This is a genomic window from Wolbachia endosymbiont of Rhagoletis indifferens, assembly GCF_048537595.1.
Taxonomy (GTDB): Bacteria; Pseudomonadota; Alphaproteobacteria; order Rickettsiales; family Anaplasmataceae; genus Wolbachia.
Genome location: NZ_CP175923.1, coordinates 623,996 through 647,571, shown reverse-complemented (window position 1 = coordinate 647,571; position 23,576 = coordinate 623,996). Strand labels below are relative to the sequence as shown.

General features: G+C 35.2%; 25 protein-coding genes, 1 tRNA gene and 1 pseudogene. 13 read left to right on the top strand and 14 right to left on the bottom strand.

The genetic code is table 11. The features are described 5' to 3' along the window. Position 1: 1 nt before the first annotated feature. The 5 genes from ACJZL1_RS03315 to ACJZL1_RS03295 form a co-directional block, all read right to left on the bottom strand. Positions 2–472 carry a transposase gene (locus ACJZL1_RS03315; protein WP_265034530.1) on the bottom strand — a complete coding sequence of 157 codons (471 nt, stop codon included), beginning with the start codon at positions 470–472 and terminating at the stop codon, positions 2–4. Between the two features lie 50 nt (positions 473–522). Continuing rightward, entirely contained in the window at positions 523–897 is a 375-nt protein-coding gene (locus ACJZL1_RS03310) for a transposase (RefSeq protein WP_419247513.1), read from the bottom strand. A 76-nt stretch (positions 898–973) separates the two neighbouring features. Next, a complete protein-coding gene (locus ACJZL1_RS03305) occupies positions 974–1,159 on the bottom strand; it encodes a hypothetical protein (protein ID WP_265025831.1) in 186 nt (61 codons plus the stop codon). A 229-nt stretch (positions 1,160–1,388) separates the two neighbouring features. Further along, complete coding sequence (locus tag ACJZL1_RS03300; protein WP_419246972.1) at positions 1,389–1,550, bottom strand: hypothetical protein; 162 nt, start codon at positions 1,548–1,550, stop codon at positions 1,389–1,391. A 535-nt stretch (positions 1,551–2,085) separates the two neighbouring features. Beyond that, positions 2,086–3,240 (bottom strand): cysteine desulfurase family protein, encoded by a 1,155-nt coding sequence (locus tag ACJZL1_RS03295; protein ID WP_419246971.1) that lies wholly within the window; start codon positions 3,238–3,240, stop codon positions 2,086–2,088. Between the two features lie 155 nt (positions 3,241–3,395). On the opposite strand from ACJZL1_RS03295, the gene ACJZL1_RS03290 reads away from it, so the two are divergent. Further along, the gene (locus ACJZL1_RS03290; protein ID WP_265035058.1) at positions 3,396–4,094 is read left to right on the top strand and encodes an alpha/beta hydrolase; all 699 of its coding nucleotides are present in this window, start codon (positions 3,396–3,398) and stop codon (positions 4,092–4,094) included. A gap of 246 nt (positions 4,095–4,340) precedes the next feature. On the opposite strand, the gene ACJZL1_RS03285 is transcribed toward ACJZL1_RS03290, so the two are convergent. Both ACJZL1_RS03285 and ACJZL1_RS03280 read right to left on the bottom strand, forming a co-directional pair. Continuing rightward, positions 4,341–5,015 (bottom strand): ABC transporter ATP-binding protein, encoded by a 675-nt coding sequence (locus ACJZL1_RS03285; RefSeq protein WP_265035059.1) that lies wholly within the window; start codon positions 5,013–5,015, stop codon positions 4,341–4,343. A gap of 22 nt (positions 5,016–5,037) precedes the next feature. Beyond that, entirely contained in the window at positions 5,038–5,508 is a 471-nt protein-coding gene (locus tag ACJZL1_RS03280; protein WP_419246970.1) for a HesB/IscA family protein, read from the bottom strand. Between the two features lie 47 nt (positions 5,509–5,555). Between ACJZL1_RS03280 and ACJZL1_RS03275 the strand changes: the two genes are divergently transcribed. Then, the gene (locus ACJZL1_RS03275) at positions 5,556–6,755 is read left to right on the top strand and encodes a deoxyguanosinetriphosphate triphosphohydrolase (RefSeq protein WP_419246969.1); all 1,200 of its coding nucleotides are present in this window, start codon (positions 5,556–5,558) and stop codon (positions 6,753–6,755) included. Beyond that, on the top strand, positions 6,755–7,837 hold the full coding sequence (ribD, locus tag ACJZL1_RS03270) for a bifunctional diaminohydroxyphosphoribosylaminopyrimidine deaminase/5-amino-6-(5-phosphoribosylamino)uracil reductase RibD (protein WP_419246968.1): 1,083 nt from the start codon (positions 6,755–6,757) through the stop codon (positions 7,835–7,837). The genes ACJZL1_RS03275 and ribD overlap by 1 nt, the downstream gene beginning before the upstream one ends. Before the next feature lie 72 nt (positions 7,838–7,909). Here the strand turns inward: ribD and ACJZL1_RS03265 are convergent, their stop codons facing one another. After that, positions 7,910–8,281 (bottom strand): hypothetical protein, encoded by a 372-nt coding sequence (locus ACJZL1_RS03265; protein WP_419246967.1) that lies wholly within the window; start codon positions 8,279–8,281, stop codon positions 7,910–7,912. Between the two features lie 127 nt (positions 8,282–8,408). Here ACJZL1_RS03265 and truB point away from each other — a divergent pair. Continuing rightward, a pseudogene (gene truB, locus ACJZL1_RS03260) lies at positions 8,409–9,095 on the top strand (tRNA pseudouridine(55) synthase TruB); the annotation flags it as partial. A gap of 369 nt (positions 9,096–9,464) precedes the next feature. Here truB and ACJZL1_RS03255 read toward each other — a convergent pair. The 3 genes from ACJZL1_RS03255 to ACJZL1_RS03245 all read right to left on the bottom strand — a co-directional run bounded on the left by ACJZL1_RS03255 (position 9,465) and on the right by ACJZL1_RS03245 (position 12,258). Further along, a complete protein-coding gene (locus tag ACJZL1_RS03255) occupies positions 9,465–10,631 on the bottom strand; it encodes an aspartate kinase (RefSeq protein WP_419246966.1) in 1,167 nt (388 codons plus the stop codon). A gap of 195 nt (positions 10,632–10,826) precedes the next feature. After that, on the bottom strand, positions 10,827–11,342 hold the full coding sequence (locus ACJZL1_RS03250) for a hypothetical protein (protein WP_265025819.1): 516 nt from the start codon (positions 11,340–11,342) through the stop codon (positions 10,827–10,829). A 34-nt stretch (positions 11,343–11,376) separates the two neighbouring features. After that, entirely contained in the window at positions 11,377–12,258 is an 882-nt protein-coding gene (locus ACJZL1_RS03245) for a hypothetical protein (protein WP_265025818.1), read from the bottom strand. Positions 12,259–12,380: 122 nt separating this feature from the next. Here ACJZL1_RS03245 and ACJZL1_RS03240 point away from each other — a divergent pair, with 122 nt between their 5' ends. Then, a complete protein-coding gene (locus ACJZL1_RS03240) occupies positions 12,381–13,658 on the top strand; it encodes an APC family permease (RefSeq protein WP_265025817.1) in 1,278 nt (425 codons plus the stop codon). Between the two features lie 22 nt (positions 13,659–13,680). Here the strand turns inward: ACJZL1_RS03240 and ACJZL1_RS03235 are convergent, their stop codons facing one another. Then, complete coding sequence (locus tag ACJZL1_RS03235) at positions 13,681–14,130, bottom strand: hypothetical protein (protein ID WP_265025816.1); 450 nt, start codon at positions 14,128–14,130, stop codon at positions 13,681–13,683. 140 nt (positions 14,131–14,270) lie between these two features. Here ACJZL1_RS03235 and ACJZL1_RS03230 point away from each other — a divergent pair, with 140 nt between their 5' ends. From ACJZL1_RS03230 to ACJZL1_RS03220, 3 genes are all read left to right on the top strand, one after another. Then, positions 14,271–15,305, top strand: coding sequence for an aspartate-semialdehyde dehydrogenase (locus tag ACJZL1_RS03230; RefSeq protein ID WP_265025815.1), 1,035 nt, complete (start codon positions 14,271–14,273; stop codon positions 15,303–15,305). 729 nt (positions 15,306–16,034) lie between these two features. Then, on the top strand, positions 16,035–16,919 hold the full coding sequence (gene era / locus ACJZL1_RS03225) for a GTPase Era (protein WP_265025814.1): 885 nt from the start codon (positions 16,035–16,037) through the stop codon (positions 16,917–16,919). Then, the gene (locus tag ACJZL1_RS03220) at positions 16,912–17,733 is read left to right on the top strand and encodes a 3'-5' exonuclease (RefSeq protein WP_341818491.1); all 822 of its coding nucleotides are present in this window, start codon (positions 16,912–16,914) and stop codon (positions 17,731–17,733) included. The genes era and ACJZL1_RS03220 overlap by 8 nt, the downstream gene beginning before the upstream one ends. Before the next feature lie 67 nt (positions 17,734–17,800). Here ACJZL1_RS03220 and ACJZL1_RS03215 read toward each other — a convergent pair whose 3' ends face one another. After that, positions 17,801–18,115 carry a GIY-YIG nuclease family protein gene (locus ACJZL1_RS03215; protein ID WP_265035627.1) on the bottom strand — a complete coding sequence of 105 codons (315 nt, stop codon included), beginning with the start codon at positions 18,113–18,115 and terminating at the stop codon, positions 17,801–17,803. A 230-nt stretch (positions 18,116–18,345) separates the two neighbouring features. Then, a complete protein-coding gene (locus ACJZL1_RS03210; RefSeq protein WP_353285087.1) occupies positions 18,346–19,686 on the bottom strand; it encodes a lipase family protein in 1,341 nt (446 codons plus the stop codon). Positions 19,687–20,013: 327 nt separating this feature from the next. Between ACJZL1_RS03210 and ACJZL1_RS03205 the strand changes: the two genes are divergently transcribed. The 5 genes from ACJZL1_RS03205 (at position 20,014) to ACJZL1_RS03185 (ending at position 23,569) form a co-directional block, all read left to right on the top strand. Next, complete coding sequence (locus tag ACJZL1_RS03205) at positions 20,014–21,963, top strand: WD0745 family porin (RefSeq protein ID WP_419246965.1); 1,950 nt, start codon at positions 20,014–20,016, stop codon at positions 21,961–21,963. A 113-nt stretch (positions 21,964–22,076) separates the two neighbouring features. After that, complete coding sequence (locus ACJZL1_RS03200) at positions 22,077–22,301, top strand: ParD-like family protein (RefSeq protein WP_265025809.1); 225 nt, start codon at positions 22,077–22,079, stop codon at positions 22,299–22,301. 32 nt (positions 22,302–22,333) lie between these two features. After that, entirely contained in the window at positions 22,334–22,576 is a 243-nt protein-coding gene (locus tag ACJZL1_RS03195) for a type II toxin-antitoxin system RelE/ParE family toxin (protein ID WP_265025808.1), read from the top strand. A 68-nt stretch (positions 22,577–22,644) separates the two neighbouring features. Next, complete coding sequence (locus ACJZL1_RS03190) at positions 22,645–23,451, top strand: DUF2163 domain-containing protein (RefSeq protein WP_419246964.1); 807 nt, start codon at positions 22,645–22,647, stop codon at positions 23,449–23,451. A gap of 31 nt (positions 23,452–23,482) precedes the next feature. Further along, a tRNA-Ser gene (locus tag ACJZL1_RS03185) sits at positions 23,483–23,569 on the top strand. Positions 23,570–23,576 lie beyond the last annotated feature (7 nt).

The window sequence follows — 23,576 nt, the reverse complement described above, 5'->3', positions numbered from 1 at the left end:
TTTATGCGACTATTTCAAATTTAGGCATACCAATTGCAGTAAATTTGTTCATTAAGTAGCATTTAATAAGTAGTTCCTTCTCTCTATTTGTCTCAGATTTATTCTTAAAACTAAACCCAAATATTCGCTTCAACCTTGAGAAAAATTCTTCAATATACGATCTTTTTCCGTAATTTACTTCTTCTTTCCATCTTTTTATACCATTCTCACCATGTAATTTCATTAACTGAATAGCGGCATTTCTATCAAGCATATAATCCAATTTTGGATGCTCTGCTGCGTTGTTTTTCGGAGGAATTTTCGTTTTTATGCCATATTGATTACACAGCTTATAGAGCTTTTTTCTATCATATGCCCTATCTGCATATAGTGCTTTTATAGCATATTTAACATCAAATTTCCCCAATGCTCCATAGTGATCAGAGTAAACGCCATTACTGTATTTTGTAGCTATGACTTGTTTGCTCAACATTATGTGCAATTGTTCTTACTTGTTTATAGCCGCGGTACTCTCTATCTTTGCTATTTTCTTTGCTGTGTGTTGTTGTATATACTAATTCCTGTACTGTCTATAGCAATTTCGATATCTTCCATGTTATTTTCTGCAATCATTGATCTTAATATCAAGTTTCTTTTGATGCTTGTGAATAGCTGCAAATCTCTTCCTATTTGTTGCAAATATCCTTTTATAAACCCGACTGTTTGTCTTAAACCAATTCTAAAGAGACTGACGATTATGTGCACCAAAATTACAACTTTATCACTATAAATATAGTTGCCACCCTGCATTTTTGGCCCAATTTCATACCAATTTTCGATAGCTTTATCGATGTAATGAAAAATATTTCCTCTTTCCTGGAGAAATTTGTTATATTCATTTTGGTTACTGACTTTCATTTTTTGTGGCATATTTTTCCTTTGTCGGTTAAATAGCTGTTTTATAATGAATTCTGTCAGTAACTGCAAGATTTTTTCAGTTGCTATGCAACAAAGCCCACTGGGATCCAGGAAACTTAATTGCAAGTAATGCATTGGGTTTGGTGAGTATGGGTTTTGCGTTATAGAATGAAGCACTTTTGGTGAATTTGTAAAGAAAACTGGATTCCAGCATCAAGTGCTGGAATGACATCATAGGGGCACTGGGATGGCTTTGTTGCATCGCTACCTATGAAAGGCTAACATAGTTAGGATTGTAAGCAACCTATAGAAAATCTTGTTTTTTTGCAATCAATCTGATCAAATTTAAGAATAGTAATTTGTTATTTGTATTAATAAACTTAATTCTATTGAAAATAGCTAAAGCATTGAAATTCTTGAATTTTAGCCGGATTAGTGAGTGGTAGTGAAATTTCTTTTACTCAAATTTAGGTATTCACTGACCGTTCTTGTTATAAATACCAGAATAATAAGCTACTGATATTCTCTATCTTTTTTATCTTTAATCCATCATAGCTAGCGATGCAACAAAGCCCACTGGAATCCAGCCTTTCTGCAATCTCATCGAAAACGTTGTAACCACTTTCTATGCTAGTTTGCTTGTGAGCAAGCAAACTTTCCTGGATCCAAGTAGTCAAGGCACTGGGATGACACCCTACTAGCGGAAGTTACTCTCAAATGTTTGTTCATGTTAGCTACAAACATTAAGAAATTTACCAAACGAAAAAAAAGGCAAAAGAAGCCCTAGTCATTGTCTATTTTCAGTATTGGCGTTTTTTAAGTCTTAAATACTGCAATTTAGCTGCTTTTAAATGCAACTCACCTTTGTTTAAATGTTTAAGAAATTTACTAAGCAGAAAAAAAGGCAAAAGAAACCCCGTGGTAATTAGTGTTCACTCTCTAATCCTTCAAATTGGCGTACTATACTGTCTTAAACGACTTATAAGCGCGTTTCAGCTTATATGGGTAAAAACCCAGAAATATTGTGAAGACATAAGGTGCACATAGTGCGAAAAATTAAAAATAAGACGCCAAGTACGTTGTTTTTTTGCTGTTTAATCTGCACAGATGAAGATAACTGAATACCTTCAGTACCATGATAAGGGCGCTGGCGGAGTTTGTCAAGTAGGTTTTGCATTTAATCCGTTTCTATGAGCTACTTGCCATATATTCCAAGGAGTTCTTCTTGTAGATATTATACCAACAATCCACTATTTTTTTTATGTCTTGTGGTTTAGTTTCTGGACCTATGCTGATTCTAATTGAACACTCTGCTTGCTCTTTTGTTGCCCCCATTGCAAGCAAAACATGGGAAGGCTCAACTTTTCCAGAAGAACATGCAGAACCATTACTAACTGCAATATGATTCAAGTCAAAATGCATGAGCTGCACATCACTCTTTACTCCTGGCATATAAATAAAACTTGTGTTTGGCAGCCTCTTAGAGTTTTTACCGAAGATTCTTATATCACTGGCAAGATTTAATAATTCACACTCTAATTGATCGCGTAGCTCCTTTACTTCATCCATTTTTGATAGAAGATCTGGAATATTTTGCAGTGCAGCAGAAAGGCCTGCAATTGCAACAATATTTTCCGTACCACCACGAAATCCCTTCTCTTGTCCACCACCTATTATAATAGGTTCTATCACAAGTTCTTTATTGAATATTAAAACTCCACTGCCTGCTACACCGCCAAATTTATGGGCGGATAAAGTGAGTAAATCCACTCCTAAATCTTCCATATTAACTTTAATTTTCCCAACACTTTGAGCAGTGTCAGTGTGGCAAATTGCTCCAAATTTGTGTGCTATTTCAGCTATTTCCTCAATAGGTTGAATAACTCCGGTTTCGTTATTTGCCATCATAACTGAAACTATTGCTTTGTTTCCTTTAAGTTCGCTTAGAATTTTTTCTAGCTCTAAAAAGTCAACAATGCCCTCCTGATTAACGGGTATTATATATGGATTACATGCAGAATTAAGAATTGAAGGATGCTCTATAGCTGAAATTACATGCAGGTAGCCTGCTATTCCTCTCATAACAAGGTTATTCGCTTCAGTTGCACCAGACGTAAAAACTATTTCTTTATCACTTGAGACGCCAATAGCACCACGTACGTTATCTCTTGCCTCCTGAAGAATCTTCCTCGCTTCTTGTCCTCTTTTATGTAGTGATGATGGATTGAGCGTTTGTTTTAACAAGACCTCAAATATACTTTTTTTTACATTTTCACTAATTGGAGCAGTTGCATTGTAATCAGCATATACGCAACCACTATTTTCTAAAGAGAATGGACTCATCTGTCACTTAAATAAGTTTACCATCAACTATAACCATAACTATGTACGTTAGCTTTAATACGATAAAAAATTTATTGCAAAAACAGCGAAATTAATACATAATTAATAACTCACGTCATCAATACCTGTCAAGCAGGTTCTTATTAGGGGTTACCATGGTTGAAGTTTTTTTGAATAATGCAACAAAAAAGATAGAAGGTGAATACCACCAAAGCAAAGATGCCAACGCGCCGGTTGTGCTGGTTTTACATCATCATCCTCAATATGGTGGTAATATGGATAGTAAAATTGTACATAGTACATATACGTCTTTTATCGATAACAATTTTTCTGCATTGAAAATTAACTTTCGGGGTGTGGGAAAATCTACTGGAACTTTTGATAAGGGTATAGGAGAGTTAACTGACGCTGCGGTAGCTATTGATTGGCTTCAGGAACATAATTCTAGCAACGTTCCAATTTGGATCGCTGGTTTTTCTTTTGGAGCATGGGTGGCTATGCAGCTAACAATGCGCCGCCCTGAGATAGTGGGTTTTATTGCTCTTTCTCTTCCGGTAACTAAGTACGATTTTTCTTTTCTTTCTCCCTGTCCAGTTTCTGGGCTTATAATACAAAGCAGTAATGATACAATCTCAGAAGAAAGCGATGTAACAGAATTAGCAAAAAGGTTGATAAATTCAGTAAAAAGTGATCACATGAAATACCATATAATAGATGAGACTAATCACTTTCTAAGGGATAAAGAAGAGGAAGTGACTCAAATCGTAGACGATTATATAAAACTGCGCTTGAATAGTGCAACTATTTCTTCTCAAAAGGTCAAAAAAGAGGTAAGGGTAAAAGAATATGCCTAATCTTTACAAACAAGAGAAATGAGTGTAGTAATATAAATGAAAAGGTTTTGTTATGTTTAAAAAGCTATTATTTTTTGTTTTAGCTGTGTTTATGTTATCGGGGTGTTCCCTAAGTAAACAGCGTAAGTTAAAAAGTCCGTGTATAAAAAGCAATGAAAGCATTTCATGCGAGTTGTACTCTGTTAATGATCATTGGTTAGATAAGTATAAGGCATAGGTAGTTTTAAATTGTGCTATTTTTCCTATTCACAACTTCACTAATGATCGATCTCTCAATTGGAAAATGCAGTCTGCCTTTTCTGCAAGGAGATGATTGTGCGTTACTATAAGCATAGAGCTGTTATTTTCCTTTACGTATGAATGTAGCAGTAAAAACACGTTAAAAGAATTTGTTGGATCTAAATTTCCTGTTGGCTCATCTGCAAGTAAAAGCTTTGGAGAATTTACAATGCTTCTTGCAATTGCAACTCTCTGCCTTTCCCCACCTGAAACTTCAGATATCATACTACTTGCTTTGTTTTCCAGACCAAATTTTTCCAATGTTGCTTGCGAATTTTTTTTTGCTTCAGCTTTGCTTTTTCCTGCAATGAGTTGAGGAAGCATAATATTTTCCAACACCGATAACTCTTGTAACAAATAGTGAAATTGATAAACAAAACTAAGAAAATTTCTTCTTACATGGGTTTTATGCTTATTACTGGCTTGTGTGCAATTTATTCCATCTATCGTAACTATACCTGAAGTTGGCTTATCCAACAAGCCTGCGATTTGCAATATAGTTGTTTTCCCTGCACCTGAATCGCCAATCAGCGCTACTACTTGCCCTCTTGTGACACTTAGATTGATGTCTTTTACAACAGCAGAATTGTCCTTGAAGCTTTTATCTACAGAAGTTAGTTCTAGTGCTACATTACCACCCATGTTTAAAAGACCCAGAAGGCATCTAAGTTTTGGAAACCGAAAAACTGTTACCACAACCACATTGAGACTTAGCAAGGGTATTCTTTATTTGAAAACCAGAACCACTGAGATTCTCAGTATAATCTATAACTGAGTTATTTAAAAATTTTGCTGAACAATTATCAACCATTAATACAGGATTGCCATTTTCATCATTAATTACTATATCTTTACCTTTTTCGCTAAAACTGGAGTGGCTTCTATAGTCCTCGCTTTCTTCATAATCATCATCTTCGTCTTCGTCATCAAACTCATCATCGTAATCATCATCTTCATCATCCAAAGATAGATTTTTATTCATTTGATCCATAAGAAAATTGTATTTGAAGCCAGAACATCCACCACCTGAAACTGCAACCCGCAAAATGGAACTCTTATCCCCTTCCTGCTCTGCAAGAGAGTGGATTTTTTTTAGTGCATTATCAGTTAAGTTGATGTTGTAATTTGTTGACATAGTAACCACCGTTTATTATTGATAACTTATTATAGTAGAAATTTTACATGTCAAACAATAATTTTCTATTAAATTATGCATGCTTTCCAAGCAAAACAAAAGGGAGATACTTCAAAGAGCCAGAAGATGAGAATCGCAGCTGCTTTCAGCGTGATAGGGACCGTATCATTCACTCTAATGCGTTTAGAAAATTGGAGTACAAAACACAAGTTTTTATCAATTATGAGCACGACTACTATCGCACTCGGCTTACTCATAGCCTTGAAGTTGCACAAATTGCAAGGTCCATTGCGCGTAGACTTGGCTTAAATGAGGATATCACTGAATGCATAGCGCTCGCACATGATCTTGGTCATCCTCCATTTGGTCATGCAGGTGAAGATGCTCTAAAGAAATCAGTTCAAGATTTGAATCTTGATAACGAGAAGTATGAGTTTGATCATAATGTTCAAGCTATAAGGATTTTAACTTACCTCGAACAAAAACACGCTGACTTTGATGGTATGAATCTAAGTTGGGAGGTGATTGAAGGGGTTGCAAAACATAACGGTCCCTTACTTGGTCAGAATGCAGTATCTCACACAAATAATCAGCTATTGCTAGAATACAACAAAAAATATGATCTAAAACTTGAGGAATTTTCAAGCATTGAAGCGCAAGTTGCCTCAATTGCCGATGATATTGCTTACAGTGTTCACGATCTTGATGATGCACTCAGGGCAAATTTAGTAACCATCGAAGATTTGCTGAATGTCCCTTTAATTGGAAAAATGTTTAAAGACGTAAGGAGCGGATATTCAGAATTGCCTCAGAGCAAACTCATACATGAATCACTGAGTGGAACTATAGGAACTATGATAAGCGATGTTGTTTCTCAGACTGAAAGAAATATTGAAGATCACAAAATAAAAAGCGTAGAAGACGTAAGAAGTCTAAATAAAATGCTAGTCACATTTTCACCAGAAGTTGCGAATGCTACAAAAGAAATGAAAAGATTCAACATGGAGAAAATATACAGAAGCTATAAACTGAGTAGAACGATGAACAAAGCAAAACGCATAATACAGGAACTTTTTCAATGTTTTTATGAAAACCCAGGATTACTTCCCACAGAGTGGAGCAAACTCGCTTGTGAATCTCAGCGTTCAGTAATAATATGTGACTATATCTCGGGTATGACAGATAGATTTGCCATACACGAGCACAGAAGAATTTTTGATACCTCATATGAAATGACTTCTTTCTAATGACTGATGATCATTTCATGTCAATTGCATTAAGACTTGCAGAAAAAAATCTTGGAAATGTTGCACCAAATCCTGCTGTCGGGTGTGTTATTGTAAAGGATGGTACAATTATTAGTGAGGGATATACAGGGATCGGTGGGCGTCCGCATGCGGAGGTAGTCGCTTTGCAAAACGCGAAAGGTTCAACTCAAGATGCAACTATGTATATCACGCTCGAGCCATGTTGCCACTTTGGAGTTACAGAACCTTGCACCGCAGGAATTATAAGAGCTGGAATAAAAAGGGTAGTAATTGCAACTATTGACCCAGATAGTAGAGTTTTAGGTGGAGGCATTAAAGCTCTAAAAGAAGCAGGAATTGAGATTGAGCAAGGTATTATGCAAAAAGAGGCAGAAGAACTGAATGTCGGTTTTTTCACCACTAAAGAATTACATAGACCATTTATAGCTTGCAAAATCGCAACAACTCTTGACGGAAAAATTGCAACATTTACAGGCGATAGCAGATGGATAACAAGTGAAGATACGAGAAACTGGGTACATGAGCTTAGAGCAAAATATGATGCAATTATGATCGGCAGCAATACTCTTATTAATGACGATCCACTCTTAACTTGCAGATTACCAGAACTCGGAAGTAGATCGCCAATAAGGCTGATTATAGATAGCCAAGCAAAATTGAAGGAAGAGCACAATATTGCAAAGACTGCAGATAAAGTAACAACTTGGGTGATTACAAACGACGAAGTAAAGAAAAAAATAAAAAACATTAACTATTTGATAGTTAATTCAAACAACGCAGGTAAGGTTTGCCTAAAAGACATGGCATCAAAACTTGTTTCAGAAGTTGGTATAACAAGATTATTAGTTGAAGGCGGAGGAGTGTTAATCACAGAACTATTAAAGTGCAATTTAATCGATAGGTTGATAATCTGCCGCAGTGGTAAAATTTTAGGTAATGACGCCACTCCTTTTATAGGAAATTTAGGAATTCAATCTATTAACAAATGTTACCAGTTCAAAAAAACAGAGATAATAGAGTTTAGTGAGGATGTAGCTGAGGTGTGGGATAGATTGCCTTAACCTTTACATATTCAAATGAAAGGAAAAAGAAAGAGGTAGAAAATCTACCTCTGGTTATGCTAATTTATTTAATTAGTTTGAAATATTAAGCGCAGTCTTAAATTGCTGTTTAACATCATCATCACTAAGTCCATCAAGTAATGTTTTTACAACGTTATCTTTATCACCTTCAGGTCCTTTTTCACCTTGAGGTCCTTTAGTAGCATTCATTTGCTGATATGAACAGTAAGCTGCTGCGGCAAAATATGCAGCTGCAATAAATAGAACTGCAATTCCAGCAGGGCTAGCAACAAGTGCTAAAGATGCAGGTCCAGCAATTACTTTAGTAGCAATTAATATTGCTGTTATTGCTCCCGCTAAAGATGCAACTGCAACTAAACCTTCAATACTCATTTTTGTTATATGTGCAGTATTTTCCCACTTCAATATGTTTTTTATAGTCATAATAGTCCTCTTAAAGTAAAGTTAATAAAAGGATTAAGTATGTGTTAATAATGCATGTTAGTCAAGCTATTTTTTACATAAAGTATATATTTCAAGCTAAACTGTTACCAATTGTATATAATTAACTATGAAACATGGTTGGCTGAATCTCGATAAACCAATAGGAATTAGCTCTGCACAGGCTGTAGCCCAAGTCAAAGGGATTTTTGGGATAAAAAAAGCTGGTCATCTGGGAACACTTGATCCTTTAGCTTCAGGTGTGTTGCCAATTGCTCTTGGCGAAGCAACAAAAACTATACCGTATTTATCTTGCGACTTAAAGGCATACGATTTCACAATAAAATGGGGTGAACAAAGAACAACGGATGATTTGGGTGGTGATATTATTAGAACTAGCACTATAGAACCTCAATATAGTCAAATAAATTGTGCAATTAAAAATTTTATTGGTGAGATTAAGCAGACACCTCCTCAATTTTCAGCAATAAAAATTAAAGGGGCAAGGGCGTATAAATTGGCAAGAAGTGGGCAAAAGGTGAATATAAAGCCCCGACAAGTCAAAATACATGAACTGAAATTGATATCTGTGGACACCATAAATAATAGTGCAAATTTTTCTATGATGTGCGGTAGTGGTGTACATGTGAGATCAATTGCTCGTGATCTTGGAATTGCATTAAATTGTTTTGGACACATTACAAAATTAAGAAGAACTATGGTAGGTGACTTTAGAGAAAATGAATCAGTGACAATTGAGCAACTTATTGAAAAAACTCGCTTTTTGGTGTCATTCCAGCGCGTGACGCTGGAATCCAAAAAAAAAGAACCAGTGTCAGCTACTCAGATGACACCCTTCCCTGGTGGACTCAAATCACAATGTCCGTACACTCAATGGCGTCAACTTAAGGAAAAATATAAGCGATAGTGTGTAAAATTTCTCTCTAAATTTTTTATCATAAAATTATCCAAAGAGTGAAAAAAAACGCTGTTGTTTCTATAAAAAAGTTTAAAATGTGTCCTTTCTATAAGGAGACATGCAGAAAGGAAAAAATCTTATTTTACAAATTAAAAATACAATATACTCAAAAACTTTTCAGAAGATCCATAGGAGGGTTTGCTAATGAGGACTCTTAAGTTGACGCCATTGGCTGAACGGATACCAGTTGTGGACGTCAAGCCTATCCTAGTGCTGCATATCAAGCTCATACTCAGTATGTAAATCTTTGACTAAAGCTACAGCGCATTCTTTTTGAACAATTATACTGATTTTGATTTCAGATGTTGTGATAGCAAGTATTTCTATCTTTTTTTCGCTTAAAACCTTGAGTGTGCGGTGCATCACTTCAGTGTTAGACATAACACCAATACCAATTATTGAAATTTTAGCTACATTACCATTTATAGCATAATTTTCATTCTTATTCAGTAACTTTTCCATTAAATCAATATCAAATTTGGAGATAACAAAACTTGACCCATGTATCATATCGATTTTAACGTTTGCCCCTGCTATATCTCTTAAAGTACGCAAGTTATTTGTAAGGTTAGTGAAAGTTACAAAAGCTTCATTAGTGCTATAAGTTATTCCAGTAATTAAATATCTCTCTAGTACATCCCTTTTGTGTAGTACTGCGGTGCCTTCTACTTCCTTAAAAGTGGATAGCACTTGCACTTTAATGTTATGTTTCATTGCAAGTTGTACTGAACGATTATGCAGTATTTTAGCACCAGATGACGACATTTCCAACATTTCATCGTAAGAGATAAATTTGAGCTTGCGTGCCTTTGGAACAATTTTCGGGTCTGCTGTATATATTCCATCAATATCAGTAAAAATTTCGCAAGCTCTAACACCAAAGGCTATCGCGAAGGCAACTGCTGATATATCAGAGCCTCCTCTTCCAAAAGTAGTGATTCTATCATCATTTATACCCTGAAAACCAGCGATGATCGCAGCAGTATAACCCTCAGCAAAAGATCTTTTCACACGGTCAATCTTTATTGTTTTTATTTTAGACTCAGAATAAAAATCATCAGTTACAATTGGTAACTGCCAGGCAAGCCACGATTTAGCATTAACTCCGATCGATTGGAGAGTGATAGCTAATAGACCGCAAGAGATTTGTTCTCCTGCTGAAAGCATAACGTCATACTCTGATAACTCTTGTCTGCAACTTAAATTTGAGATTTTTCTAGCCTGAAAAGCCATTTGGTCAGTAAATCCTGCAACAGCAGATACAACAACGATTACATTACAACCTTTCTCAATATCGTTTTTTATCAAATTTGCAACTCGGTTTAAATCAGTTAGCGAAGTCCCACCAAATTTTTTTATGATTATTTTGTCCATAGTTACAATATAGCTCTCTTCTGAAGAAAAATATAGTTTTTGTAGAGATAGCAGCTTGCAAGCCATTCAGAAAAGGGAAGACAAAGCTATAGCTATACCGCCGCGGCGTTAACTAGTAGCGGAATGACGAGTTTCACACTTATCAAATTGTAGGTAAATCTAAGTCAGTTTAGCTATATAGCACGAATCAAACCACTAAGCAGCAGGAGACCTTGCATGACCTCCAAAAAATTCTTTTACTCTTTCAAGATAAGTAGGTGGTTCTGCAGGGATTTCTATATTATACATTGAATAATACACTGCTTCCTTTATACTATCATCTGTAACTAATTCCCTTAATTTTTGCTTTATGGCACCTCTTTGAATACTTTTTCCATACTCTTCGTAAAATTTTATGTAAAGCTCTTTAAAGACAAATTCTCTTATTTCTATTATTGATTGGTTAATGTTGCTCTTCACCTCATCGCTTATATTATTTTTATCCGCATAATCTTCGGAGTAAAAATCTTCAAACTTGTCTACCAAAATTTTTAATTTTTTATAATTGCAATATTCTTTTAAAAATCTTTCAGTAAATTTAGGTGTTAATACGTTCACTGCTCCATTTATTTGAACCAAGAAATTATTTTTCGTTTCAAGACAACTAAGCGAATAAATAATACGATCGAACATTCCCAGAGGACATAAACCAAGTCCATCCTTTAAATTCATTAATAATAGTGAATTCACATCTGATTTTTGATTCTCAGCAGCAGCTGAAAGAAACTAAGTTTGCAGCTTGTGTGAGAGTTAGGCCAGTTTTTGATTCTCGCCAATTTGCTATATTAGAATTATTAAAGTTAAGATAATTCTGCAATTGATTTCTTTGTTCAGCTGTTAACTCATCTGAGTTGTTTATATAATCTTCATACTTTTTATTGAGTGCATTTGACTGAGTTCCAAATTTCTGTTTTAGCTCCTCAGCACACTTTATAACACTTTCCTCAAAACTTCTAGTATGAACACTTTGACTGCCAGTGCCCACATCACTTACATTAAACAAAAAGCTTAGCTGCTTTACATTCAAACCCAAAGGTGAGAAAAGCCTCACTAATGGATACTTTATCAATTCAAGAAGTGCTACTGGAATTAATAATACAGCATTTATAAGCACAAGAAATATGTGATTACTTGGTATTTCTCTTCTAGTACTCAGTAGCAGCCACCCATTAAGGGCAGATATTTTCGATGCACAGTACAAAAATGGTAATTGAATGTAATATATTAAATATATAGAGAAAAATAGAATCTTATCTTTCAACCCTATTGTTGGGTCGTTATATACTTCAGAAAAAATACTATCATCACTGTTTTTATTTTTGAAAGACTGATAGTTGCTTGTAATTTTTTCTGTAAAGATAGAACAGAGCTTATGTATGCCATAGCATGCAACACAGGCAGCAAGAGAAATTGCAAGTGTTCCAAAAGCAGCTAATACCTCACTTGAAGTTTTGGCAAGAAGGAATGCATAAAGCGCATTAATAAAGATCTTAAGCAGAGAATCATGATAAAATAATGTTCCAATAGCAGCACCAATTAATAAAACATACCCACAAACAACCAAAAATGTTTTTAACCTCGGATTCATAGCCTTCTCCTAATAATCTATTTCATTATATGCATAAATTAAAAAAATGCAAGTTTTTATAAAGATCGATTGAAATTTCTGAGCTTCAGTTATATCGTTAGTCTATTTAGATAAAAATTATTGTGTCAAATAAAATAGGTTTTTGGGCTATTTTTGCCTTAGTGATTAGTAGCCAAATTGGCTCTGGAATTTTTATGCTTCCAATTAGCCTTGCTCCATATGGCATGTACAGCCTTGTAAGCTGGGTGATATCAGGGCTTGGTGCTATATCTCTTGCTTTGGTTTTTGCCTTACTCTGTGCAAAATTTCCGGAAACGGGTGGTCCTCACGTTTATGTAAAGCATGCTTTTGGCCCTGCTGCAGCTTTCTTTGTTGGTTGGACATATTGGGTAATTTCATGGGTTAGCACGACAGCAGTAATCGTTGCAAGTATTGGCTATCTTACTTCGCTTTTTCATGGAGATATTCAAAATATACGCTTATTTTTAGAAATACTATTATTTACGATCATTACACTAATAAATTTAAGAGGTGTCACTGCTGCTGGATGTGTTGAGCTTTTATTGATGACTGTCAAAATTACCGCACTGCTTGCTATACCGGTAACAGCGTTGTTTTTCTTTGATAGGAATAATTTTATCATAAGTGAGGAAATATCAAGCCTCACGATGTCTCAAGTCCTTGCTCGCTCTACACTACTCACTCTATGGTGTTTTATTGGACTTGAATCAGCAACAGCACCTGCAGGATCAGTCAACGATCCAGCCAAGACTATACCAAGAGCCATAGTGCTTGGCACAATCTCTGTTGCAGTTATATATTTCATTAATAGCCTTGCAATCATGGGATTGATAAACGGCAATGATCTAGTTAATTCAAAAGCGCCGTATGTTGACGCAATAAAAATTATGTTTCCAGGTAATTGGCATTTGATCATTTCTATTGTTGCTTTTATTGTTTGTGTTGGCAGTTTAAATGCTTGGGTACTAGCTAGTGGACAAGTGGCCCTTGGCCTTGCAGAAGATAAACTGATGCCACAGTTCTTTGCTAAAAGAAATAAGCACGGTTCTCCTTTCTGGGGCATAATAATCAGCTCTGTTGGCACTTCAGTTCTACTAATTCTCACTTCAAGCAACAATTTTGCTAAACAGATCACATCAATTATCGACTTTTCTGTAGTTTCATTTTTATTTGTTTACCTTGCATGCAGCCTTGCTTTTCTCAAAGTTATTGTGCAAGAAAAGAGTTGTTACAAATTTTTAATTGGCAGTATAGCAACAACCTTTTGCTGCTGGGTAATATTTGAAACTTCTGTGAATACTTTGCTGATCGCAAGCTTATTCACCGCAAGTGGCGTACCTCTTTATTTATTTTGGTATCGCAGAGCTCCTGCACAATAAAATAGAGTTTAAGGCCTTTTATTTAATAACGACTTTTCTTATTGTCCACTTGTTCGACATTACCCTTCTCAAGTTTACTATCTACTTCTTTTGCGTGTTCATCATCTATACTAGTCTCATCTTTTATCTTACTGGAGTGACCTGCTTGCGATTTTTCATATGCTTCCATGTTGTCATATATAGGGTTACTGATGATTTCTATTTTTTCAGGTGTGAAAATCCTTGCTAAAAATCTCCCTATTATTGGTATTGATCTTAAGAAATCTCTTAGCTTTGAAGGTTCTTGTCTTTTATTTAGGAACTGTTGGTCTATTTTAAGGTTTTTTACACCATACTTTTTATCATCAAAATTTATTGCAGGCTTTCTTTTTTTCGAAAGAACATTTTGAGCCTTTAATCCATTGGTTCTTTCAGGCTCTTGAGGTGTAGACATTGCAGGTTTAACCTTAGTTTCATCGTATTCTTTACTCATCTTTCATTTTATTATGTAATATTACTAATATTGCATAATAATAGCTAAATTACAATTAATTGCAAGGTGAAAATATTAAAACAATTGTAAATTTTGTCAGTAAAAATATAATATAACTTTAAAGTTAGAGGTTTATCTATATGAGATACAAAATTGCTGTTATTGGAGCAACCGGAAGAGTAGGGCGTGAGGTGTTAAGCACGCTTGCTGAGTTTCAAGATGAGGCGATAGATTCTGTTATTGCACTTGCGTCGAAAAAATCAGAAGGGAAGAAGGTGAGTTTTGGTGACAAAGAGTTAACAGTTTTATGCCTTGAGGATTATGACTTCATTGGAACTAATGTAGCCATTTTCTGTGCCGGATCTCATGTTTCTGAGAAACACGTACCGACTGCAATTAAGGCTGGGTGCATCGTAATAGATAACACTTCCCATTTTAGAATGAAAGAAGGTGTGCCGCTCATTATTCCAGAGATTAATAAAGAAAAAATTATGGAATATAAAAACCACAACATAATATCCAACCCAAACTGTACTACAATACAGATGTTGCTAGTACTACATCTATTACACCAGAAAGCAAAAATAAAGAGAATCGTTGCTTCAACTTATCAATCAACTTCTGGTGCAGGTAAAGCAGCAATGGATGAACTTTATAATCAGACAAAAAAAATCTTCATGAATGAGACTAAAAAGCCTGAGATATTCCCTAAGCAAATAGCGTTTAATTGCATTCCCCATGTAGGAGAATTCATGGAGAATGGTTCTACAGAAGAGGAATGGAAAATGCAAGAGGAGACAAAAAAAATTTTAGAGGAAGATATAAAAGTTACTGCAACTTGTGTAAGGGTACCCGTCTTTATCGGCCACGCTATGGCAGTAAATGTGGAATTTGGTCAACATATCACTGAAGAACAAGCTCGTGAAGTGCTAAGTGAAGCCGAAGATAGTGGAGTTTTAGTATACAACAGGCGTGAAGACAGTGAATACATAACTCAAATTGATGTTGTACAGGAGAATGCTGTATATGTATCGCGTATTAGACGAGACAATACTGTTGAGCACGGATTAAATATGTGGATAGTGGCTGATAACCTGCGCAAAGGTGCAGCACTAAATATAGTGCAGATTCTTGAGATTTTGATAAGAGAGCATTTGTCAATCAAGTGCATATAGAGTGCACGTACGTTGTAATTCGAAGGAAATTTGTATACCACATGGCAGCGCGTAACGTTAGAATCTAAGTCATAAAAACTTGCTTGACACCCTTCGCCAGCCCCCGTATCATGAAACTGAAGGTATTCAGTTATCTTCATCTGTGCAGATTAAACAGCAAGAAAACAACGTAGTTGGCGTCTTATTTTTAATTTTTTGCACTATGTGCACCTTATGTCTTCACAACATTTCTGGGTTTTTACCTATATAAGCTGAAACGCGCTTATAAGTCGTTTAAGACAGTATAGTACGCCAATTTGAAGGATTAGAGAGTGAACACTAATTACCACGGGGTTTCTTTTGCCTTTTTTTCTGCTTAGTAAATTTCTTAAACATTTAAACAAAGGTGAGTTGCATTTAAAAGCAGCTAAATTGCAGTGTTTAAGACTTAAAAAACGCCAATACTGAAAATAGACAATGACTAGGGTTTCTTTTGCCTTTTTTTTCGTTTGGTAAATTTCTTAAATATTTGTGGCTAAACGACAACCGTCATCCCGCTGCTTGTTAGCGGGATCTAGAGATACCGTGACGAGGGAGAACAGTTGCTACTTGTTAGCGCCGCGGCGGTATGACGTAGGACTGCTGTGATACCATTATAGAGTGAACCAGTGTCAGCTACTTGGATGACAGGAGAATGATGTCATACAAGTAGCTTGACGCTCGCATCCAGTTTTCTTTATAATTTCCTTTGTGAAAGAACAAAAGTGCTTATTTGTAACCATAGCTGGCTTACCAAATGCTGGGAAGTCTACATTAATTAACAGCATCATAGGCAAGAAGATTGCAATTGTCACCCCTAAAGTGCAAACAACAAGGACGCAAATAAGGGGTATTGCAACATGCAACAACACACAAATTGTCTTTACTGACTCCCCAGGAATTTTCTCAGCAGAAACAAAACTTGAAAAAGCTTTAGTCAAGTCTGCATGGTCAGCAATCAAGGGTGATGACATCACTTTGTTGCTTGTTGATGTAAGCAATTATTTGAAAAATATAGAAAGAATTAAGACTATATTTGCACGACTGCAGCGCACAAAAGGCAGATGCATTTTGGTTATCAATAAAACTGATTTGGTAAAAAGGCCTGAATTAAAGATGGCGCATGAGCATCTGAATTTGCTTTATAAATTTGAAAAGGTTTTTACAATATCCGCATTAAAGAATGATGGACTTTCTGATTTGGTGAATTACTTATCTGAAGTTGCACCGGTGAGCCCTTGGTTTTATGAAGAAGATCAAATAACCGATTCCTCGACAAATTTTTTATCAGCAGAAATTACGAGAGAAAAATTATTCTTGAACTTGCGTGAAGAATTGCCATACTCTACAGCTGTTATAACTGAACAATTTGAGGAAAAAAAAGATAAGAGTTTAGTCATAAAACAGATCATATTCGTGTTGAAAGATAGTCATAAAAAAATAGTGCTAGGAAAAGATGGCAGTAATATTAAAAAAATTAATATCGAAGCGCGTGCTGAACTAGAAAAATTATTTGAGTGCAAGGTACACCTCTTTTTATTTGTGAAAGTGCGACCTTGGATCGACCGTCCTGAGGAGTATATAGGCAATGCTTAATTCTTTATTGGTATTTGATATTGAAACTATACCAGATGTAAATTCCTGCAAAAATTTACTCAATATTAGTGATGATAGTAGTGTAGAAGAGAAGAGGGATGCATTAACAAAATATCATCTTGAAATAACAAACGGGCAAAACTCTTTTTTGCGTCAGCCCTTCCACCAAATTGTAGTTATTAGTTTTTTACTTTGCAATATAAGCTACCAGAGCGGTTATGAGGTGTTCACACTGCAAGAAATAAGATCTGGAGGCACACTAAATTCCAGTGAAAAGGAGCTAGTGAAAGGATTTTTTAACTACATATCAGAGAAAAAGCCAAGATTAGTTTCGTTCAACGGACGCACTTTTGATATACCGGTACTGAAGTATCGTGCTATGGTCCATGGCATTCAAGCAGAATATTTTCATAAAGCTGGCGATAAGTGGAATAGTTACAATCAGAGATATAGCAGTGATTGGCATTGTGATTTGCTTGAAACCCTCTCTGATTTTGGAGCTTCTGCGAGAGTAAAAATGAACGAAGTTTGTGCAGCATTTAATCTTCCTGGCAAGATTGGAGTTGATGGGTCACAAGTTATGGGCTTATACGATAGCGGCAAGATACAAGAGATTCGAGATTATTGTGAAACAGATGTAATTAACACTTATTTAATTTACTTAAGGTTCATGCATCATCAGGGAAGGATTACTACTGAAAGCTACAACAAAAGTGTGGAAGAGCTGCTTTTAGAGTGCGAAAAAAAAGAACATCTAAAAAAATTTAAAGAAGAGTGTATCTGTTCAGAGGAGTGGCTAATGTGCAAATATTGAAGCAAAGTGCGTGACACACAGCTGTACGAACATTTGTTTGCAAAGGTAATTTGCACAACAAATGGTGTCATTCCAGTGCTTGACACTGGAATCCAGATACGATTTCATCATATAAATCTTTCCATTCTTGATTTGTTTTTTCAATTAAGTTTATTTTCCATTTTCTCTGCCAGCTTTTTAGAAGCTTTTCTTTACTAATTGCTAAATTTATGTCTTGAAACTCCTCAAAGTAGACTAATTTACTAACATTGTACTTTGACGTGAAACCGGAAATGGCTTTGCTTTTATGCTCCCAAATTCGTTTGATTAAATTTGATGTTATACCTATATACAGGGTTCCATTTCGTTCACTTGCAAGTATATAAACATAATAATTTTTCATATATAGTAACCTGGATCCCAGTGTCTGGGCACTGGGATGACACCATTTATTGTAAGGACTTACCTCACATTTACTCTATGATTATCTTTTTAGATCACCTTGTCTACCTATTTTGCCACTCTGCTGAACGGATACAGAAGAGTGGCAAATAACTTGTGGTGGAAAGTTTTGTATTGAATTTAAATGAACAGATATTATGGAGCAATCTAACAATTGCTCCATAATAGTAGCTATCCACCTATTGCTGGGAAACTTTCATGTGCTATCTGCTCAACTTCTACTTGTTCAACCTGAGAAGAACTTTTTAATTTATTATCTTGATATTCCTTTTTTACTTTCTCAAAAAAATTTGATTCGCCAAAAATATAATTTTGGAAATTGGCAAAATAATGTTGAGCATTACCTCCAAGCACACAGCTAATTCGACTTAATGCTCTAGCAGGATAGTAAAAGAGAGATACGTTATTATTTGACTTGAAATCACTTTCATCCATCATCTTAATAGCTTCATGATAACCATCTATTCCATGAAAATAATCTATACCAGAATATCCTTCTGGTGTTGGTACTCTTAATTGTGCACCTACGTGAGCATAACCAAACGAACCAGGTAATACTGCTGGCACTGGATCTTGCCTGTGGTGAGTGACCCTTATGGTTTTTTCCTGAAGAGCGTCATTATAAATTTCACTAGCAGTAAGGTCAAAAACCCTTGGATCAGCAAAAGTTGCAACATGAACATCTTCAGCGCCTTCTTTTTTGTTGAGGCATAAAGCAGCTATCTTAGCAATAGCTCCTCCCATGCTATGACCTGTGAGATTAATTCTAAAATCTTTTATTTCTGATTTTTGTTTTTCAGCATGAGATTTCAAAATGCCATAAAGATTAGGCCATGAATCTTGAAACGAATTATTAAAGCCACGATGCATTCTTCCACCTTCAGGTAAAAGTTCTGAGGGAGTAAAAAACAAATTGAGATCAGTGATTCCATCGTTTAAGCCCGATAAGCCATATTCTAATGGATTTTTCAAACGAGTACCATGGTAAGCTATTGTTATTTCTTTATCTTTTATAAAAACATGACCAGCATCTTTTTCGAATCCATTACCAAATGGAATAATTTCATAACCTTCACTAATAAGTTCAGCTCTAGTTTTATACATTTTTTCAGTGGATGGAATAATTTCAAAATCTTCTACAACTTTAAATTCAGTTTTGTATACTCCTTCAGCTAAGTTGTGACATCTTTTTTCACTTAGCTTATTGTCGTCATCGCCATAGCTTATTTTACAGAAATTACTCATTTCCAATAATTTCTCTTTATTAAATCCTGCAATTTCTGCAATACTTTCATCTATTTGGTAAGAAGAAGGTAAAGAATGTGGTTCATTTGGGTCAGCAGGATTTATAAATTCATAATCTTCAATGATCTCAAACTCATCATCCACCTTATATTTGCCGTTATCTGCTAAGATGGAGCTTGATTGTTCAACATCACCTAATTGTGAATCTATACTACTTGCACTAGTACCTGTGGTGCTAAACCAATTGCGTAAAAAACTAAAATCCATAACTACCTTAATCTACTATCAGCTAAACAATTTATTTAACTATAATGTAGATTGATATTATTGTCAATAGTATTTTCTATAATCTTTCTATTGCTAGAATAAAAAAATTTTACTTCCATAGAATAAATATAGAGTTATAATGCACTAACAAGCGAACCTCTGTACTAAATTTTGGTTAATATACACGTTGAGCGTATTAAGAAAGTTGCTTTTAAGGTATTGCATTTTACTTTTATTTTCGTTATAAGGTTGCTTTAAGTTGAATTTTCAACATTTTTATACTATTTACATTTAAGATATGATTTCGAAATTTTTTGGGGGCACTTCATGAAAAAATCTATTTATACTAGAACTGCTCTAGCTTCTCTATTAACTTTATATTCTTTCAGCGGCTTTGCAGCTGACTTTCCTGATGAGAGTATGAAGGAAATAAAAAAGCAAGAGAGCACAAAAACTTCTGGAAAAACAGAAGTTATGAAAACATCAAATAAAAAACTGAAAGAAAAGATGGACAGAATATGTAATGCTGATCCAAGAAAAAAAGCTGAAGAGCTTAAGAAAAAGGAGGAGATGAGATTAGCAGCCGAGCAGAAGAAAAAAGAGGAGATCAGGCTAGCAAATGAGAAAAAAGCAAAGCTTATAGAGGATTCAAAAGCGAAAGCTCTAAGCGCTAAGAATTCTAATATAGAAAAAGGTAAAGTTTCAAAAACTAAGCGTTCTAAAACTAAGAATGCTAAAGTTGAAGCTAAAGATGTAAAGAAGGATGTAAAAGTTGTTAATCAAAATACAGAGAAAAAAGGTAAGGTAAGTCCTGTTGTTTCAGTTGGTGGAGTTGATGTTATCGATACCAACCAAGGGCAAAGTAATTTAAGAATAACTTTTGGCGGTGTTGTTGATGCTCAAGGTTATGGTAAAGCTGGGCCAAGTGGTAAAGAGTATGAACGTTATAACATTATGCCAAACAGATCTACAGAGTATTATAATGCCACTCCAGATATAGCAAAAGGAGCAAATCCAATATTCTATGAAGGAATAGGAAATATTGGTGATTACAGCAACGATATGGGTATGATTGCTGACGCGATATTGCACCTCAGAGCAGAAAATAAGAATGAAGATTTAGGTCTTCTTTATGGTGCTGACGTGCAGTTTCATGTTCCAGTGACCGAAGGTAAGGGAGCTTCACAGGGTGTTTATGCTGCAAAAGGCAGAAGTGCGCATGTGTTTGTTAACTCAAAATATGGTGACGTGAAGCTTGGTTACCAATTTGGTCCTGAGGCTCTAATGAGACTTGATGCAACAAGAATTGCAACTGTTGACGGAGCTGCAGATAGTGACTGGTTCAGAAAAGTGAACTTAGAAGGAAGCGCTGCTAGCTTTCCATTTTATGTAACACCACGTCTTTACACTGAAAGTTTTTCGAGTGAAAGTGAAAAATTCTCTTTCCGTATGGCAGGGAAATATAACAAAGGCGTTATGACTACACTGCCGTTTAGAGTTGCTTACTACTCACCAAATTATATGGGCGCAAGGTTTGGTGTTAGCTATTCACCTCGCTATGATAGTAGTTTATTTGTTATAAAGGATGGTGATGACATAAAACATGTCGGTCCAGATTATGAGCATATAGTAAGTGCTGGTGCATCATATGAATATGACTTTGATAAATATAATGTAAAAGTTAAAACTTCTGCAGTTGGTGAGTATGGTCAAGCGAAAAAACCAAATAAAGATAAGCATGTTTATGATGAATATGTAGAGTACAATGACCTTATGGGTGTTAATTTGGGTGTAAGCGCTGATTATAAGATTAATGAAGACCAAGGCGTAAAATTTGCTGCTTCTTTTGCATACTTGGGCAAATCTGGTCAACCAAAAGGTATTAAAGAACTAGAAATAGATGCTGACGATAAAATTGTAGAATATAAACCGCTTCCTGATACTGACAAAAGAGTGAAAGGGCTGGAAGCTCAATTTGGTAAAGATAGTATAAACACCATGTATTGGACTGTAGGAGCTGGTTATCAACATGAGAATATCTACACAAGTTTGACGTACTTTGGTAGCAGAATGAATGATGGAGATATGCTTCATGATGGTGCACTTGGCGTTCAATATGATCTATCTCCTGCATGCAGTAAGAGCAAATTTGTTCCTTACGCAGCTCTTCATTATTTTATGACTGATGAAAAAGGTGCGCTGAAAGATCAAAATAATGTTGATGTACCTTTTAACCAAGGAGTTCTTTTGCTCACTGGTGTGAAGTTTTCTTTCTAACCAGCTAGTACACACCACAGTTTAATGTGGTGTGTATTTCCAGATGAAAATTATTTATATTGAAAAAATTTCCAATATATGGTATAATAGCTTAAAGTAGAAGTAACAATATCATGGATATAACAGTAAATCTTGATGGAGAATTTGAGAAAATAGTACAGTCTCATTCCATGTTACAAAATCGTTCCGTACCACAACAAATCGAGCATTGGGCTAAAGTTGGTCAAGTTGTTGAAGATAACCCTGAGCTAAGCTATAACATCATTAAAGAAATCCTTTCAGGCATCGAAGATGCAAAATCAGGTGATGTTGAGGAGTATAAATCTACAAAATTTTGAAGGTTCTTCTTACCAACACTTTTAAGCGGTCAATGAAAAAGCTGCATAACAATCAACTACCTAAACTTGAAGAAGCTATCAAGCAAGTCCAAGGAAATCCACATATTGGAGAGCTCAAATCAGGCGACCTTGCAAATGTTCGTGTGTATAAATTTTCCATTTTTAATCAACTTACTTTGTTGGCTTATCTTTATAATGAACAAAATAATGAATTGACACTTCTTGCCCTTGCTCCACATGAGAATTTTTATAGGGATTTGAAGAAACGAATATAGACGAGATTTATTAGCGATTATTGTAGCTATTACTTATCTTTCTCTATCATTATTTATAGGAGGCCCCTATGCAAACCACACTAAAAAATCATTTAGCTGGAGAATTACTTACCACCGCTACGTGCTGGAAATTAAAGCTCGCAGGTGGAGAAGTAATGGGATTCACTGACTATGATGAAGATTTAAATATTGATAATATACTCTATAAATCTTCAAGTGGATTTACAGCCAGTAGTATAATATTAAACAGCGATTTAAAAACTGATAATCTAGAAATTGAAGGGATATTAAATAGTGTTGATATTAAAGAAGAAGATGTTTTATCAGGAAAGTACGACTTTGCAAATATTGAGATATTTCTTGTGAATTATAAAGACTTGACCCAGGGGACAATGAATCTACATTCAGGAACTTTTGGTAAAGTGACATTAAGTAGTGGAAGATTTATTGTTGAAATTAGAGGTCTCTCAGCAAAGCTTGAGAGAAGTATAGCAGAATTATACTCTCCTGCATGCAGAGCACAATTTTGCGATGATAAATGTAAAGCCAATACTAAAAAATTTAGTAAAATAAGTACAATCACTAAAGTAATAGATGAAAGAAGATTTGAAGACACGAATTTAACTGAGAGTGATGAATATTATAAGCACGGAGTAGTGAAATTCTTTGGCTCAACAGCGTTTGAAGGTATAGTAAAAGAATATAAAAATAAAGTAGTTACATTGTTTACTTCGCCTTCATACCAAATTTTTGCTGGAGATAAATATTCAATACTTGCAGGTTGCGATAAAACATTTCCAACTTGCAGAAGCAAGTTTAACAATACTGTAAATTTTCGTGGTGAACCCTATATACCAGGTTTTTATATTGTTTAGCAGTACAATTTTCAATATTATGAATAAGCATGGAAAGGTGGCTGAGTGGTCTAAAGCACACGCTTGGAAAGCGTGCACATATGAAAATATGTCGGGGGTTCGAATCCCCCCTTTTCCGTATATTA